General features: G+C 68.6%; 15 protein-coding genes. 12 read left to right on the forward strand and 3 right to left on the reverse strand.

All coding sequences use genetic code 11. From position 1 onward, the window contains the following. The 12 genes from ACIBF8_RS26715 (at nucleotide 1) to ACIBF8_RS26770 (ending at nucleotide 11,099) form a co-directional block, all read left to right on the forward strand. Nucleotides 1-657 carry a choice-of-anchor M domain-containing protein gene (locus ACIBF8_RS26715; RefSeq protein WP_396786538.1) on the forward strand — a complete coding sequence of 219 codons (657 nt, stop codon included), beginning with the start codon at nucleotides 1-3 and terminating at the stop codon, nucleotides 655-657. Continuing rightward, nucleotides 654-1,307, forward strand: coding sequence for a choice-of-anchor M domain-containing protein (locus ACIBF8_RS26720; protein WP_396786540.1), 654 nt, complete (start codon nucleotides 654-656; stop codon nucleotides 1,305-1,307). The genes ACIBF8_RS26715 and ACIBF8_RS26720 overlap by 4 nt, the downstream gene beginning before the upstream one ends. Nucleotides 1,308-1,670: 363 nt before the next feature. Next, nucleotides 1,671-2,078: a Fur family transcriptional regulator gene (locus ACIBF8_RS26725; protein WP_396786542.1), complete on the forward strand. Its 408-nt coding sequence runs from the start codon at nucleotides 1,671-1,673 to the stop codon at nucleotides 2,076-2,078. 295 nt (nucleotides 2,079-2,373) lie between these two features. Beyond that, on the forward strand, nucleotides 2,374-3,822 hold the full coding sequence (locus ACIBF8_RS26730; protein ID WP_396786544.1) for a Y4yA family PLP-dependent enzyme: 1,449 nt from the start codon (nucleotides 2,374-2,376) through the stop codon (nucleotides 3,820-3,822). Next, nucleotides 3,819-5,138, forward strand: coding sequence for a pyridoxal-phosphate dependent enzyme (locus ACIBF8_RS26735; RefSeq protein WP_396786546.1), 1,320 nt, complete (start codon nucleotides 3,819-3,821; stop codon nucleotides 5,136-5,138). The genes ACIBF8_RS26730 and ACIBF8_RS26735 overlap by 4 nt, the downstream gene beginning before the upstream one ends. Nucleotide 5,139: 1 nt before the next feature. Then, on the forward strand, nucleotides 5,140-6,330 hold the full coding sequence (locus tag ACIBF8_RS26740) for an aminotransferase class V-fold PLP-dependent enzyme (RefSeq protein ID WP_396786548.1): 1,191 nt from the start codon (nucleotides 5,140-5,142) through the stop codon (nucleotides 6,328-6,330). A gap of 113 nt (nucleotides 6,331-6,443) precedes the next feature. Then, nucleotides 6,444-7,205: a methyltransferase domain-containing protein gene (locus ACIBF8_RS26745; RefSeq protein WP_396786549.1), complete on the forward strand. Its 762-nt coding sequence runs from the start codon at nucleotides 6,444-6,446 to the stop codon at nucleotides 7,203-7,205. 120 nt (nucleotides 7,206-7,325) lie between these two features. Then, on the forward strand, nucleotides 7,326-8,315 hold the full coding sequence (locus ACIBF8_RS26750; protein ID WP_396786551.1) for a metal ABC transporter substrate-binding protein: 990 nt from the start codon (nucleotides 7,326-7,328) through the stop codon (nucleotides 8,313-8,315). A 1-nt stretch (nucleotide 8,316) separates the two neighbouring features. Further along, on the forward strand, nucleotides 8,317-9,087 hold the full coding sequence (locus ACIBF8_RS26755; RefSeq protein ID WP_396786553.1) for a metal ABC transporter ATP-binding protein: 771 nt from the start codon (nucleotides 8,317-8,319) through the stop codon (nucleotides 9,085-9,087). A 23-nt stretch (nucleotides 9,088-9,110) separates the two neighbouring features. Beyond that, nucleotides 9,111-9,971, forward strand: coding sequence for a metal ABC transporter permease (locus tag ACIBF8_RS26760; protein ID WP_396786555.1), 861 nt, complete (start codon nucleotides 9,111-9,113; stop codon nucleotides 9,969-9,971). Continuing rightward, a complete protein-coding gene (locus tag ACIBF8_RS26765) occupies nucleotides 9,955-10,794 on the forward strand; it encodes a metal ABC transporter permease (RefSeq protein ID WP_396786557.1) in 840 nt (279 codons plus the stop codon). The genes ACIBF8_RS26760 and ACIBF8_RS26765 overlap by 17 nt, the downstream gene beginning before the upstream one ends. Continuing rightward, on the forward strand, nucleotides 10,791-11,099 hold the full coding sequence (locus ACIBF8_RS26770) for an ArsR/SmtB family transcription factor (RefSeq protein ID WP_396786558.1): 309 nt from the start codon (nucleotides 10,791-10,793) through the stop codon (nucleotides 11,097-11,099). Before ACIBF8_RS26765 ends, ACIBF8_RS26770 begins: the two co-directional genes overlap by 4 nt. Before the next feature lie 117 nt (nucleotides 11,100-11,216). Here ACIBF8_RS26770 and ACIBF8_RS26775 read toward each other — a convergent pair whose 3' ends face one another. The 3 genes from ACIBF8_RS26775 to ACIBF8_RS26785 form a co-directional block, all read right to left on the reverse strand. Then, on the reverse strand, nucleotides 11,217-11,867 hold the full coding sequence (locus tag ACIBF8_RS26775) for an arsenate reductase ArsC (RefSeq protein ID WP_396786560.1): 651 nt from the start codon (nucleotides 11,865-11,867) through the stop codon (nucleotides 11,217-11,219). A gap of 75 nt (nucleotides 11,868-11,942) precedes the next feature. Continuing rightward, nucleotides 11,943-13,019, reverse strand: a complete 1,077-nt coding sequence (gene arsB, locus ACIBF8_RS26780; RefSeq protein ID WP_396786562.1) for an ACR3 family arsenite efflux transporter — start codon at nucleotides 13,017-13,019, stop codon at nucleotides 11,943-11,945. After that, entirely contained in the window at nucleotides 13,016-13,375 is a 360-nt protein-coding gene (locus tag ACIBF8_RS26785) for an ArsR/SmtB family transcription factor (protein WP_396786564.1), read from the reverse strand. The genes arsB and ACIBF8_RS26785 overlap by 4 nt, the downstream gene beginning before the upstream one ends. Nucleotides 13,376-13,484: the final 109 nt, after the last annotated feature.

Consider the following 13,484-nt stretch of genomic DNA (forward strand, 5'->3'; position numbering starts at 1 on the left):
GTGCGTAGCACCATCCGTCATTTGCTGGCGTCGGGTGTCCTGGGCGTGGCATTGGTCGCCACGGCCCTGCCCGCCCAGGCCGCCACCACGTCTGCCGTGGTGTTCGACACCGGCCACCTCGACCTCGTCGACGTGGCCTACGAGGCCGGCACGCTGGAGGTCGGCGTCCACGACGAGGACAACGACATCGAGTACGGCGCCGACGAGGTCAAGCTGATCGTCAAGCGCCAAGCCAAGGTCACCGTCCCCGCCGACCCCGCCTTCGCCTTCCTGGGCACCCCGGGCGTGTCAAAGGTGTGGGTCCTGCCGCAGATCCAGAACACCAACCTGATCTGGCCGGGCATCGCCGCCGAGGAGATCGAAGCCGGAGTCTTCGCCGGCGACGCGCTGACGTTGTCCGTGCAGTCGGTTACCGGTCCCGGCCAGCTCGCGATCTACACCGAGAACGCTGTCGGCCAGCCAACCATCCTGGCTGACAGCGGCGATGGGCTTCCGGATGCCGTCACGGTGACCGCCGGTGACCACACCCACGCCAACTGGGCGTTCGACAAGGCCGGCACCTACTGCGTGACCGTGCGCGCCACCGGCACCCTGGCCGCCACCGGCCAGCAGGTGACCTCCGCCCCCGCCACGCTGCGCTTCACGGTCAAGGCGTGAACGCCATGCGTACCCGCAGCCGGTTCTTCGCCGGTCTCCTGCTGACCGGCGCACTGCTCGTCGGCACCGCTTCGCCCGTCGCCGCGGCACCGGTGGTGCTCTCCAGCGGTCATGTCGACGTGATCGACGTCGACTACGCTGCCGGTGCGCTCACCGTCAACGTCCTGGACGGAACCGGCACCACCAGCGTCGAACGCAACCCCGCCGACGTGCTCTTCCGGGTGCCGAACTCCGGCAAAATCACCGTGCCCGGTGGCTCGGCCTGGTCCTTCCTCGGCACCGGTGGTCAGGCGTGGGTCCTGCCGCAGTCCAGCACCGCCGGGCTGCTCTGGGCCGGGTGGAACACCACCGAGGTGCCCAGCGGCATCTTCCAGAACAACCGGGTCACCTTCAAGCTCACCAGCGTCTCCGGCCCCGCGGGCTTCAGTATCTACACCGTCTCTGGTGGCACCCCCACCGTGCTGTTCGACAGCGGGAACGGCCTGCCGGACAGCCTCAACGTCAACTACAACACCCACGCCCACGCCAACTGGGGCTTCGACGCCGCCGGCACCTACGCCGTCACCTTCGAAGTCACCGGCCAACTCGCGTCCAGCGGCGCCACCGTCAGTTCAGGCGCCAAGACCTTCACCTTCGAAGTCCTTCCCTGACCCGTCCCGCCTCAGTTGATCTGCCGACCTACTGTCACCATCCGCCCCGGTAGAACGCGTGTGCCGTAGTGGATCCGATCGGCGCGGCGCCTACTCCTCGTAGGCGCCGCGCTTCGACCGGCACCAGCATCTCCGGCCTCTGCCCCCGGGGCAGGGCGGATCGCATCGCCAGCGACAAGGCGGCGAGACGTGCGTGGCCGGCGGGGGCGGAAAGTCCTGCATCAAACTGAACTGGTTATCATTTCGTCGGTCCGTCGAGGAGCGTGGTACCTCCGGTGGGCGGATCAGGGGGAGGCGTGGCGGCCTCGGTGACGAGGCTGCCACGCCGCTACAGGAAGCGACGCGGACCCGAGGAACGTGGCCATGAGTGGCATACCGCCCGGCGCCAGCCGCAACACCCGACAGCGAGCCGAGGTGAGGGCGCTACTGGAGGAGTCCGACCAGTTCCGCAGCGCGCAGCGGCTGTATGCGGACCTGCGTGCCCGCGAGGTGCCGGTCGGCCTGACCACCGTCTACCGCACCCTGCAGGCGTTGGTCGACAGCGGCGAGATCGACAGTATGCGGCTGCCCAACGGTGAGCAGTTGTTCCGCCGGTGCAGCACCCATACCCAACATCACCACCTGGTGTGTCGCCTCTGCGCCCGAACTGTCGAGGTCACCGGCCCAAGCGTCGACGAATGGGCTCACCGGATGGCCGCCCGCCACGGCTTCACCGACGTCAACCACACTATGGAGATCTTCGGTATCTGCGCTGCCTGCGCCGAAGGCTGAACTGCGGACTCGGGTCTCGTCCGCACCGGGTATCAAGCGTGCTCCGGGCCGGCAGAAGAAGACAATGATTCTACGTCGTGGTCTTCGGGCTTGCTGGGTGGTCGACTCGTGCATTGACGGCCGCTGCCATATATGCGCACTCGTATATATGGCGGTGCGGCGTCCAGTCGCTCGGCTGCCACCCCTTGGCGGGCGTCGGAACATCGGTTACGTTGAAGCAGGCCGTCGTCACGAAGGGTTTTCGGCGAGAGGGGTGGCGGCGTCCGTGGCGCCACGACTCACCTGAGGAGTCGCATTGCCCCTTTACCTGTCTCCGCGAATCGATCCGACGCTGCGGTCGGCGCTCGACGAAACCGTGTTAATGGCACAATTAACCGACGCGTTGGGATCTCCACTCGGCGTGATTTTGCCACAGCAGTTGGCGCACAACGTCGCCGCATTCCGTTCGGTCTTTTCCGACCATCGCCTCTCCGGTCAGATCTATTACGCGCACAAGGCCAATCGATCCAGCGCCTTGGTGCGCGAACTAGCCGCCACCGACGCGGGTATCGACGTGGCGTCGCTCGCCGAGCTGCAGCACGCGCTCGGTGCTGGCTTCGTGCCGCAACGGATCATGGCGACCGGGCCGAAGAACGAGGAGTTCCTCTGGCTGTGCGCCCGCACCGGAGTCACCGTCAGCGCTGATTCGGTCGGCGAGTTGGCGGCGCTCGCCACGGTGGTCACGGATTGGTCGTTGCCGCGCGTACGGGTGATGGCGCGCCTGTCGGGCTTCACCTCAACAGGCCTGCAGCTCGGCAGTCGTCGCAGCCGCTTCGGGGTGCCGGCCGCCGCGGCGAGCGAGGTTCTCGACGTGATCGAGAAACACGCCGATGCCCTGGATCTGGTCGGAGTGGCATTTCACCTCGACACGATCGGGCTGCCGGAAAAGGCTGTCGCGTTGGAGGGCTGCCTCGGCGTGCTCGATGAGTGCCGCCGCCGCGGTCTGCGGCCATGGTCAGTGGACATCGGCGGTGGGTTCGGCGTTAACTACCTCGCTGACGGCGCTCAGTGGGAGCAGTACACCTCCGCGTTGACCGAGGCGGTGCTCGGCAGTCGGGCGCCATTGACCTGGAACGGGCACGGTTACGGGCTGCGCGCCGAGGGTGGCCACGTGCGGGGCTCGCTGAACCTGTACCCCGCTTACCGGCCCGTTTCCGGGCCCGCGTATCTCGATCGGCTGCTGCGAACAACCGCGCCCGAGCAGCGCCGTCCACTCGGCACATTGTTGTTGGACAACATGTACGACCTGCACGTCGAGCCGGGTCGGGCCCTGCTCGACCAGTGCGGCCTGGTCCTGGCGAGCGTTCTGGAGGTACGTGACGAGGCCAACGGCGACACGATCGTGCGCCTGGATTGCAACGCACGCGATGTCAGCCTTGAGGAACACGGCGTCCTGATGGACCCGGTCGTCGTGCACCGCACGACCCCGGCCGCTCCGGGACCGGTGGGGGTCTACCTGTTCGGCAACCTCTGTCTCGAAGCGGATCTCATCACCCGACGCAAGGTCTTCCTGCCGTCCCGGCCCCGCCCCGGCGACCTGCTGGCCTTCGTCAACACTGCCGGCTACCTCATGGACTTCAGCGCCACGCACGCGCTGCGCCAACCGATCGGCCGCAAGGTCGCGCTGTACCGCGACGACGGAGCGTGGCGATGGTGCCTCGACGAGCAGTACTGGCCCGTTCACCATCGTGCGGAGGCACCATGAGGTTCGAGAACATGACCGAGGCCATCGGCAACACTCCGCTGGTGCGCATCGACCCCGCCGTGCACGGTCTGCGCAACATCGACCTGTACGCCAAGATGGAGCTGCTCAACCCGTTCGGCTCGCTGAAGGACCGCGCCGCGTGGAACATGGCCCGCCCCCTGCTCACCCAGGCCGTTGAGCGCGGCGACACCGTCGTCGAGTTGTCGAGCGGCAACACGGCCAAGGCTCTCGCCGTCATCGCCGGGATGCACGGGCTCACCTTCAAGAGCGTCACCAACCGCATGAAGGTCGCCGAGATCAAGGACCTGCTGCTGTTGCTGGGCGCGGAGATCGACGAGCTGCCCGGGCAGGCCGAATGCCTCGACCCCACCGACACCGACGACCCGCTGACCCAGATGTACCACCGGCTCGCCGGGTCGGGCGGCGGCTACCTGCACACCGACCAGTACTTCAACGAGCTCAACGTCGACGCGCACCTGAACGGTACCGGCCCGGAGATCGTGAAGGACCTCGACGGCCGAGCCCCGGACTACTTCATCGCCTGCGTCGGAACGGCCGGCTCCTCCACCGGGGTGGCGGCCGCGCTGCGCCAGCACAATCCTGACGTGCGCGTCATCGGCCTGGTGGCGCACAAGTCCGACTTCATCCCGGGAATCCGCACCATCGACGAGGTGCAGGAGGTTGGTCTCTTCGACCCCGGCGTCTACGACACGGTGGAGACGATCACCGCTGACGACGCCATCGATGGTTTGCTGACTCTCGTCCGCCGATGCGGCACGCTCGCCGGGCCGACCGGTGGTGGCGCCTACCAGGGTGCCGTACGACATCTGCGCGGCATCGACGGGCAGCTCACCGAACGCCGCACGGCGGTCTTCATCGTCTGTGACCGCGTCGAGAGCTACATGAGCTATCTGCGGGATCGCCGCCCCGAGCTGTTCGGTCGGCCACCGCGGCGTAACTCCCTCCGCACGGTGACCGACGCGGACGTGCGGCAGGCGGTCACCGTGGATGTCGCGGAAGCCGAGCGGTGGATCGCCGAGCGCCGCGGCGTGGTGATCGACCTGCGCAGCCCGTTCGCGTACCAGGCCCTGCATATCGACGGCTCGATCAACATCGTCGACGAACTCTTCGCCGAGTTGCTGCATGGCGGGCTGCCCTTCGGACGCCGCCAGCCGGTGCTGCTGGTCTGCCCGGTGGGGGAGAAGTCCGCCCGCTACGCCGCTCTGCTGACCCGGATGGGTCATCCAGACGTGCGCTCGCTCGACGGCGGGATCATCGCCTGGCGCGACGCCGGGGCCGAGCTCGTGCGCGACTGACATGGATGCTCTCGATGAGCTACGCCCCTGGCAGGAGGCGTTGCGCGCTCAGTTCCCGCTCATCACCGCCAACCCCGACGTGGCGTATCTGGACAGCGCGGCCACCTCGCAAAAGCCGCAGGCGGTCCTCGACGCCGTCCTGACCTATCTGACGACGGGCAACGCCAACGCCGCCCGGGGTACGTACCCGTGGGCGAACCGGACCACCACCCGCATCGAACAGGCCCGCGACCGGCTGCGCCGCTTCCTCGACGACCCGGCGCCGCAGCGTTCGGGTGTGCACTTCGTCAGCGGCACCACCGAGGGACTGCGCTCCATCGCCCGCGACTGGCTCGCCCCGCAGCTGCGCGACGGGGACGAGATCATCGTGCCGTTCGCCGATCACGCCGCCAACAACGCACCCTGGCTGGAAACCGCGGAGCTGCTGCGTCGCCAGGGCAATTCGATCGGCGTACGGGCGATGCCCTATGACGCCGCCCACGACTACGACACCGGCCGGCTCGCGGCGATGATCAACGATCGGACGCGCCTGATCGCCGCGACCCACGTGCACCACGTCTACGGCAACGACATGAACGTGCACCGGCTGCGGGCGGCAGCCGGATCGACCGTCCCGATCTGCCTCGACGCTGCGCAGGGCGTGGGGCACCTGCCGCTCTCCACCACGGCGACCGACGTCGACTTCGTGGTGTTCTCCGGACACAAGGCGATGGCGCTGCCCGGCACCGGCGCGATCTGGGCGCGCAATCAGCGCGGTCCGGCCTACGCGCCGGCCGGCTGGAAGGGCTCCCCCAACACCAGTGGCATCATCAGCCTGGTCGCCGCGCTGGACTGGCTCGACGCCGCCGGCCTGGATCGCGTCGCCCGGTGGAACACCGCGCTCGGCGCGCGGCTCACCGACGGGTTGCGCACGCTGTCCAACTTTGAGGTGCTGGGCTGTCAGAGCAGCCTGGCCGCCGACGCCCCGGTGCAGCAGCGCCAAGGCATCGTGGCCTTTCGCCACCGTCTGATCGGCTCGAACGACCTCGGGTTCATCCTGGCCGCGCACGGGCTTCTGGTTCGCGCGGACGGTCACTGTCAGGGCGACCAGGGCGAGAAGACGGCATCCGTACGGGTGAGCCTGCACGTCTACAACACCGCCGAGGAGGTGGACCGGCTCCTGTCGGTCCTGGTCGAGCTCGACCACGATTGACCGACACGCACCGCGATACGCCGGTTCTGCCGTCTCGGATCGCCTATCCTGTCGGAAATGGCTTCCGTTATCGTATGGCCTTCCCGTTCGCGCGCCGTCCCCGGAGTGCACCCATGGCAACGATCACTGGCGCGCCCGGCGCGGTGCTCGACCCTACCCAGATCGTCCGGTGGCGCGAGACATGGTCCCGGGTCATGGGGGGATTCGTGCCGCACCTCGCCAGCCTCGAGGAGACGCTGTGCTCTGTCGCCGAGGCTGTTCGCGGCCGGACGCCCGGCCGGGTGCTCGATCTGGGTGGCGGACCGGGGCTGCTCGCCGAGCGGATGACTCGGCGGTGGACCGATGCCGCGATCACCCTCATGGACATCGATCCCGTGCTGCTCGCGCTGGCGCGCAGTGCCTTGGCGGGCAAGGCGCGGGCGCTGGAGGGAGACCTGTCGACGCCGCGCTGGGTGGACCGCGCGGGTTGCGGCTATGACCTGGTCACGGTGGTCATGACCCTGCACTACCTGACACCAGCCCAGGTGCGTGCGTTCTACGACGACGCTCGACGCTGCCTGGCGCCCGGTGGGCTGCTCATCGTCGCGGACCTCATGCCCGACGAGGGACTCCCGTCCCTGATGAGCGCGTTGAACCCCGCCCCGAACGAAGCCGCTGCGGAGCTGGCCTGGGCGCAGTGGTGGAGCGACATCGGGGAGGTGGAGGTGCTGCGCCCGCTGCTCGCGCAGCGGGCGGCGATCTTCGGCGAACGCCTGCCGGCCGAGTTCACCGCTCCGGCGTCATGGCATGCCACCGCCGCTCGTGAGGCCGGATTCGGCGAGGTCGGGATCCTCTGGCGATGTGGCAGGCACGCGGCCCTGGCGGCCATGGTCTGAGGGCCGACGCCCGATCCCCGAGCGCTGCGGGGACGACATATGCATGTGTGGTCATCTCACTATTAGACGATACTTAGCGAAAACGATTACCGTTCCGCTTCTCAGGAATGGAGTGTTTTCGTGAAGCATGGACAACGTACGATCATCGCCGCGGCCGCAGCCGCCGCGCTCGTTCTCCTTGGCGGCTGTGGCTCGGGTGACGACGCCGCCGGTGGCGGTAGCAAGGCCTCGTCCGGCGCCGGCCTCGCCGTGGTCGCCACCACCCCCGAGGTGGCCGACTTCGTCCGGGCCATCGGCGGCAGCGACGTCACCGTCACGCAGATCATCAAGCCGAACGTGGACCCGCACGACTACGAGCCCACTCCCGCCGACATCCAGGCGATCGGTAAGGCCGCCATCGTGGTCAAGAACGGTGTCGGCCTCGAGGAGTGGCTCGATCAGACCATCGAGTCGGCCGGCTTCAAGGGCACCGTCGTCGACTCCAGCCAAGGAGTCACCCTGCGCGAGGGCGGCCACGAGGAGGGCGAGGAGGGCCACCAGGAGGGCGAGGGCGGGCACGAGGCCGAGGAGCACGACCCGCACATCTGGCACAACCCGCTGAACGCCAAGATCATGGTCGCCAACATCGAGAAGGGCCTCGCCGCGGCCGACCCCGCACACGTCGCCGCCTACGCCGACAACCTGAAAAGCTACTCGGCCGAACTCGACAAGCTCGACGCCGACAACGAGGCAGCCTTCGCCCGGATCCCTGCCGATCAGCGCAAGCTCGTGACCAACCACGACGCGTTCGGCTACTACGTCGACCGGTACAAGCTGCAGTTCGTCGGCTCGGTCATCCCCAGCCTCGACACCTCCGCCGAGCTGAGCGCGAAGCAGCTCAACGAGCTTGTCGCGAAGATCAAGGCGACGGGTACGAAGGCCATCTTCGCGGAGACGTCGCTGCCGCCCAAGAGCGCCGAGGCGATCGCGAACCAGGCCGGCGTCAAGGTCATCGGCGGTGAGGACGCCCTCTACGGCGACAGCATCGGCGCCGAAGGCACCCCCCAGGGCACCTACCTCGGCGCGGAGCGGCACAACACCCAGGTCATCGTCACGGCTCTGGGCGGCTGACATGGACGATGTCGCGGTGGCCGACGCCGCCCTTCGCTACACCGAGGTGAGCGTCGGCTACCACGGCACGCCCGTGCTCACCGACGTCAACCTCGACCTGACCGCCGGGCAGCGCCTGGCCCTGATCGGGCCGAACGGCGCCGGCAAGTCCACGCTGATCAAGTCGATCCTCGGCCTGGTGCCGATCCTCGCCGGTACGTCCACCGTGCTCGGGCGCACACCGGCCCAGGCCCGGACCCTCACCGGATACGTTCCCCAGACCGACTCGCTCGACGCCGATTTCCCCGTTACCGCGGCCCAGGTCGTCATGATGGGGCGCTACCGACGCATCGGCTGGTGGCGTCCCACCCGCAGCGCCGACCGTCGAGCGGTCCACGAGGCGCTCGACCGCCTCGGCCTCGCCGATCACGCGAGGACACCCTTCGGCGTGCTCTCCGGTGGCCAACGCCAGCGGGTACTGCTCGCCCGCGCCGTCGCCGCCGAGCCACGGCTGCTGCTCCTCGACGAGCCGTTCAACGGCGTCGACGCGGTGAGCCAGGAAGCCATCCTGTCCGTCCTGCGCGAACTCAGCACGGTCGGAACCACCCTGGTGCTGAGCACCCACGACCTGACGGTCGCGCATGAGCTCGCCGACACGGCCTGCGTGCTCAACGGCCGGCAGTGGGCGGTCGGCCCGCCCGAGGAGACGTTGACCGCCGACACGCTGCGCCGCGCGTACGGCGGACACGCCATCGAGTTGAGAGACGGCCGGACAGTGCTGGTGGAGCCGTGATCGAGCCGTTCACCGTACCGTTCATGGGGCGCGCTCTGGCCGAGCTCGCGCTGCTCGCCCTCATCTGCGGACCGGTCAGTGTCTTCGTCTTCGCCCGCCGCCTGTCGTTCGTCTCCGACGCGCTGACGCACACCGTGTTTCCCGGCGTCGTCATCGGGTTCCTGGCCGGTGGCATCGAGGGCATCGTCGTCGGGGCGCTGATCGCCGGCGTGGTGACCGCGGTGGTGCTGACCCTGCTGACCCGAGGCGGGGCGCTCTCCGACGATGCCTCCACCGCCGTGGTGCTCACCGCCATGTTCTCGATCGGCGTCGTGCTCGTGTCCAGGCGCTCCTCGTACACCTCGGATCTGACGTCGTTTCTCTTCGGACGCGTCCTGACGGTGACACCGCGCCAGATCGCGGAGACCGCCGTGCTGGCGGTCGTCATCCTCGGGCTGCTGCTGATCAGCGCCCGCGCCCTGATCTTCCGAACCTTCGACCCGGCCGGAGCGGCCGCCGCCGGCTTCCGGATCGCCTGGCTCGATCTGCTGCTCAACATCATCGTCGCGCTCGTCGTCGTCGCTGCGGTACGCGCCGTCGGCACCATCCTCGTGGTGGCGCTGCTCATCGTGCCGGCCGCGACCGCCCGCATGCTCACCACACGCCTGTCCCTGATGGCGGTGATCGGCACCAGCCTCATCCTCGTCGCCGCCTACGGCGGCCTGCTGGCCAGCTGGACCGCGTCGATCGACTACGGCATCTCCCTGACCTCGGCCTCCGCCGTCGTCCTGCTGCTCGTGCTCGCCTACCTGCTGTCGCTCCCGCTGGGCGCGCTGCGGTCGAGGCGCAACCACCGGCGGATCGTTTCCGAGGGAAGGAGGTCCCCCCATGAACTGGTGGGATGACGCGCTGCACCGGGCCACCGCCGAGGTGCTGCTGGCCGGCGCACTCGCCGGGCTCGTCGGCGTTCACGTCGTGCTCCGCCGACTGTCCTTCTTCACCATGGCACTGACCCACGCCACGTTCCCCGGGGTGGTGGCCGCCTCCATCATCGGCGTCAACATCATCGTCGGCGGCGTGGTCGCGGGTGCGGTCGTCGCGCTGGGCGTCGCCGCGCTCAGCCGCCGACGAAGCCAGAACACGGCCGCGGCGACCGGAGTCGTGCTCTCCGGTGGCTTCGCGCTTGGTGCCGGGCTCGTCGCCACCCAGAACGGCTTCAGTCGAGACCTGACCTCGTTCCTCGTCGGATCGATCCTCACCGTCAGCCCGCCGGACCTCCTGACCACCGCGGTGGCGCTCGTCGTCGTCGCGACCGTCCTGCTGGCCTGCGCCCGGCCACTGCGCTACACCGGCTTCGACCGGGCCGGTGCGCAGGCGGCCGGCTTCGCCACCGGTGTCTGGGACGTCGTGCTGCTGCTCGCCATCCAGGTGGCGGTCGTGACGATCGTCCCAGCCATCGGCACGATCCTCGCCCTCGCACTCATCGTCGCGCCGGCAGCGGCGGCACGCCAGTGGTCGCACCGGCTGAGCATCATCACCGCCCTGGCCGTCACGCTCGGCGCACTCAGCGGGCTCGGCGGCCTGTACGCGTCGAGCCGCTGGGACGTCGCCGCCGGCGCGAGCATCACCTTGACCGCCACCGCGATCCTGGCGCTGTCGACCGTGCTGTCCCGGCTGGTCACATCCAGGCCCACGGCTACCAGCCGCCTGCGGGCGGCCCCGGCATGAGCACCCCACACCTCGACGAGACGAGGCGCACACTGGACCGGGCGGTGGTCGTGCTGCGCGCCATGGCGTACGAGCATCGGATACGCATCCTCGTGCTGCTGCAGGACGGCGACCAGACGCCGGCCTCGCTGGCGGAGGCGATGTCAGCGGATTCGACGATCATCGCCCGTCACCTGAGGTATCTCAAGGAGGCCCGGTTGATCCGGCGCAAGCGTCGCGGGCGAGAGGTCACCTACACGCTGCAGGGGGAGGCCACGAGGCGACTTATCGCGGAAGTGCTGCACCACGCCCGGCATTCGACCTGAACAGGACACGGAATTCTTGGTCCAGCCTTGGCCGCCGCGCGCTGTTCAGGGCCGCAGGCAATCAACCGGTCGGGGTCGATCCGGTCCTCGGCATCAGTCGTCGCTCGATCGCCGGGATCAACTCGTGGTCAGGGTGAGGTCGTCGATCAGCGCTCGCACGCGGGCGTCGATGTCGTCGCGGAGGGTTCGGACGAACGGCAGGTCCCGGCCGGCGGGGTCGGGGATGTCCCAGTCGAGGTACCGCTTGCCGGCGAGGACTGGGCAGGCGTCTCCGCAGCCCATGGTCACGATCACGTCGCTCGCGCCGAGAACGTCCGACGTCAAGGGCTTGGGGTACGCCCGGCTGATGTCGACGCCCCATTCGCCGAGCGCCTCGACGACGTTGCGGTCCAGCCAGTCCGTCGGGTGCGACCCCGCGCACCGCACGTGCACCCTGCCCTGTGCGTACCGATCGGCGAGCGCGGCGGCGAGTTGAGAACGGCCGGCGTTGTAGGCGCAGAGAAACAGTACCTCGGGTACCGGCTTGTCGATGCTGCCTTCGACCTGCGCCAGGGCGGTGAGTCGTTCGGTGGCGAAGTTCTCCGTCAGTGCTGGCAGGTGGGTCTGGAGACGGACGGTGCGGTGTAGGTACATGTAGGACTCGAAGACGTACCGTTCGACGGTCTCGGGGCCGAATACGCCGGTGAACCTGCTGGAGAGCCGTTTGGCGATCTGCCCCAGCACGTAGTCGACATCCCGGGTGTCCATTGCGTCGAACGGTCCGTCCATCACGTCGTCCCTGCCGTGCCAACCGCTGGTCGGCCAGCTGAGGTGATCCGGCCGGCCGCCACTGCCTGCGCACCGTTAGGCATTGGTCACCTGGGCGGGAAAGAACCGGCGACGGGCGGCGAGGCTGACGTAGACGAGGGCGACCAGGACCGGTACCTCGATCAGTGGTCCGACGACTCCGGCGAGGGCCTGGCCGCTGGTCACACCGAACACGCCGATCGCTACGGCGATGGCGAGTTCGAAGTTGTTGCCGGCAGCGGTGAAGGCGAGCGTGGTGGTGCGTTCGTAGTTCAGGCCGATCGCCCGACCGATGGCGAACGAGCCGAACCACATGATCGCGAAGTACGCGAGCAGGGGAAGCGCGATGCGGGCGACATCCCAGGGCTGGGCGGTGATCGCGTCGCCCTGCAGAGCGAAGAGCAGCACGATGGTGAACAGCAGTCCGTACAGGGCGACCGGCCCAATCCGTGGCAGGAACGTCGCCTCGTACCAGTCGCGGCCCTTGGCGCGTTCGCCGAATCTGCGGGTGAGGTAGCCGGCGGCGAGGGGGATGCCGAGGAAAACCAGGACGCTGCCGGCGATGTCCCAGCCGGAGACGGCCAGTCCGGCCTGCTCCAGGCCGAGCCAGCCGGGCAGGACGGTGAGGTAGAACCAGCCGAGCAGGCCGAAGGCGAGGACCTGGAAGACGGAGTTGAGGGCGACCAGGACGGCGGCGGCTTCGCGGTCGCCGCAGGCGAGGTCGTTCCAGATGATGACCATGGCGATGCAGCGGGCGAGGCCGACGATGATCAGGCCGGTGCGGTACGCGGGCTGGTCGGGTAGGAGCAGCCAGGCCAGGGCGAACATGACGGCAGGGCCGATGAGCCAGTTGATCACCAGGGAGGAGATCAGCAGGCGCCGGTCGGAGGTGACGGTGTCGAGGCGGTCGTAGCGGACCTTCGCCAGGACCGGGTACATCATGATCAGCAGACCCAGGGCGATGGGTACGGAGATCCCGCCGACCTTGACGTGGTCCAGGGCGTCATCGAGCCCGGGGATCAGCCGGCCCAGGAGCAGCCCGGCGATCATGGCGGCGCCGATCCATACCGGCAGGAGCCGGTCCAGCGTCGAGAGCCGGGGTGTGGTGCTCGCCGGTGTGGCCAGTGTCGTCATGTGCCTGGTTCCTCTGTTGGTTCCTGGGTGGGTGCGTCCGGGCCGCAGGGCCGTCTGCCCTCGGCGCCGGTGGGCGCTTGGTCGGCGAGCGCGGCGATGCCCGCACTGAGCGCGCGGACCGCTTCGGGCCGCAGTCGGTAGTAGGTCCAGTAGCGGTGACGTTCGGTTTCCACCAGACCCGCCTGGCGCAGTGCCCGCAGGTGGTGGCTGATCAGCGGTTGGGTGACCCCCAGGTCTTCGACCAGGTGGCACACGCACAGCTGCTCCCGCGCCAGCGCCTGCATGACCCGCCAGCGCAGCGGGTCAGCCATCGCCCGGAGCGCCGCAAGCTGCGTCTCATCCGTATCAACTCTCATTGAATTAAATCCTCGCTGATATGGATCCGATCGTCAACTTGCCGGCGGAGCTGAGTGAACGATTCGCGGTCCTGAAATTTGATGTCCATGTCGCGTTCATCCGCTGCTG

Origin of the sequence: Micromonospora sp. NPDC050276, assembly GCF_044459545.1 — a bacterium.
Taxonomy (GTDB): Bacteria; Actinomycetota; Actinomycetes; order Mycobacteriales; family Micromonosporaceae; genus Micromonospora.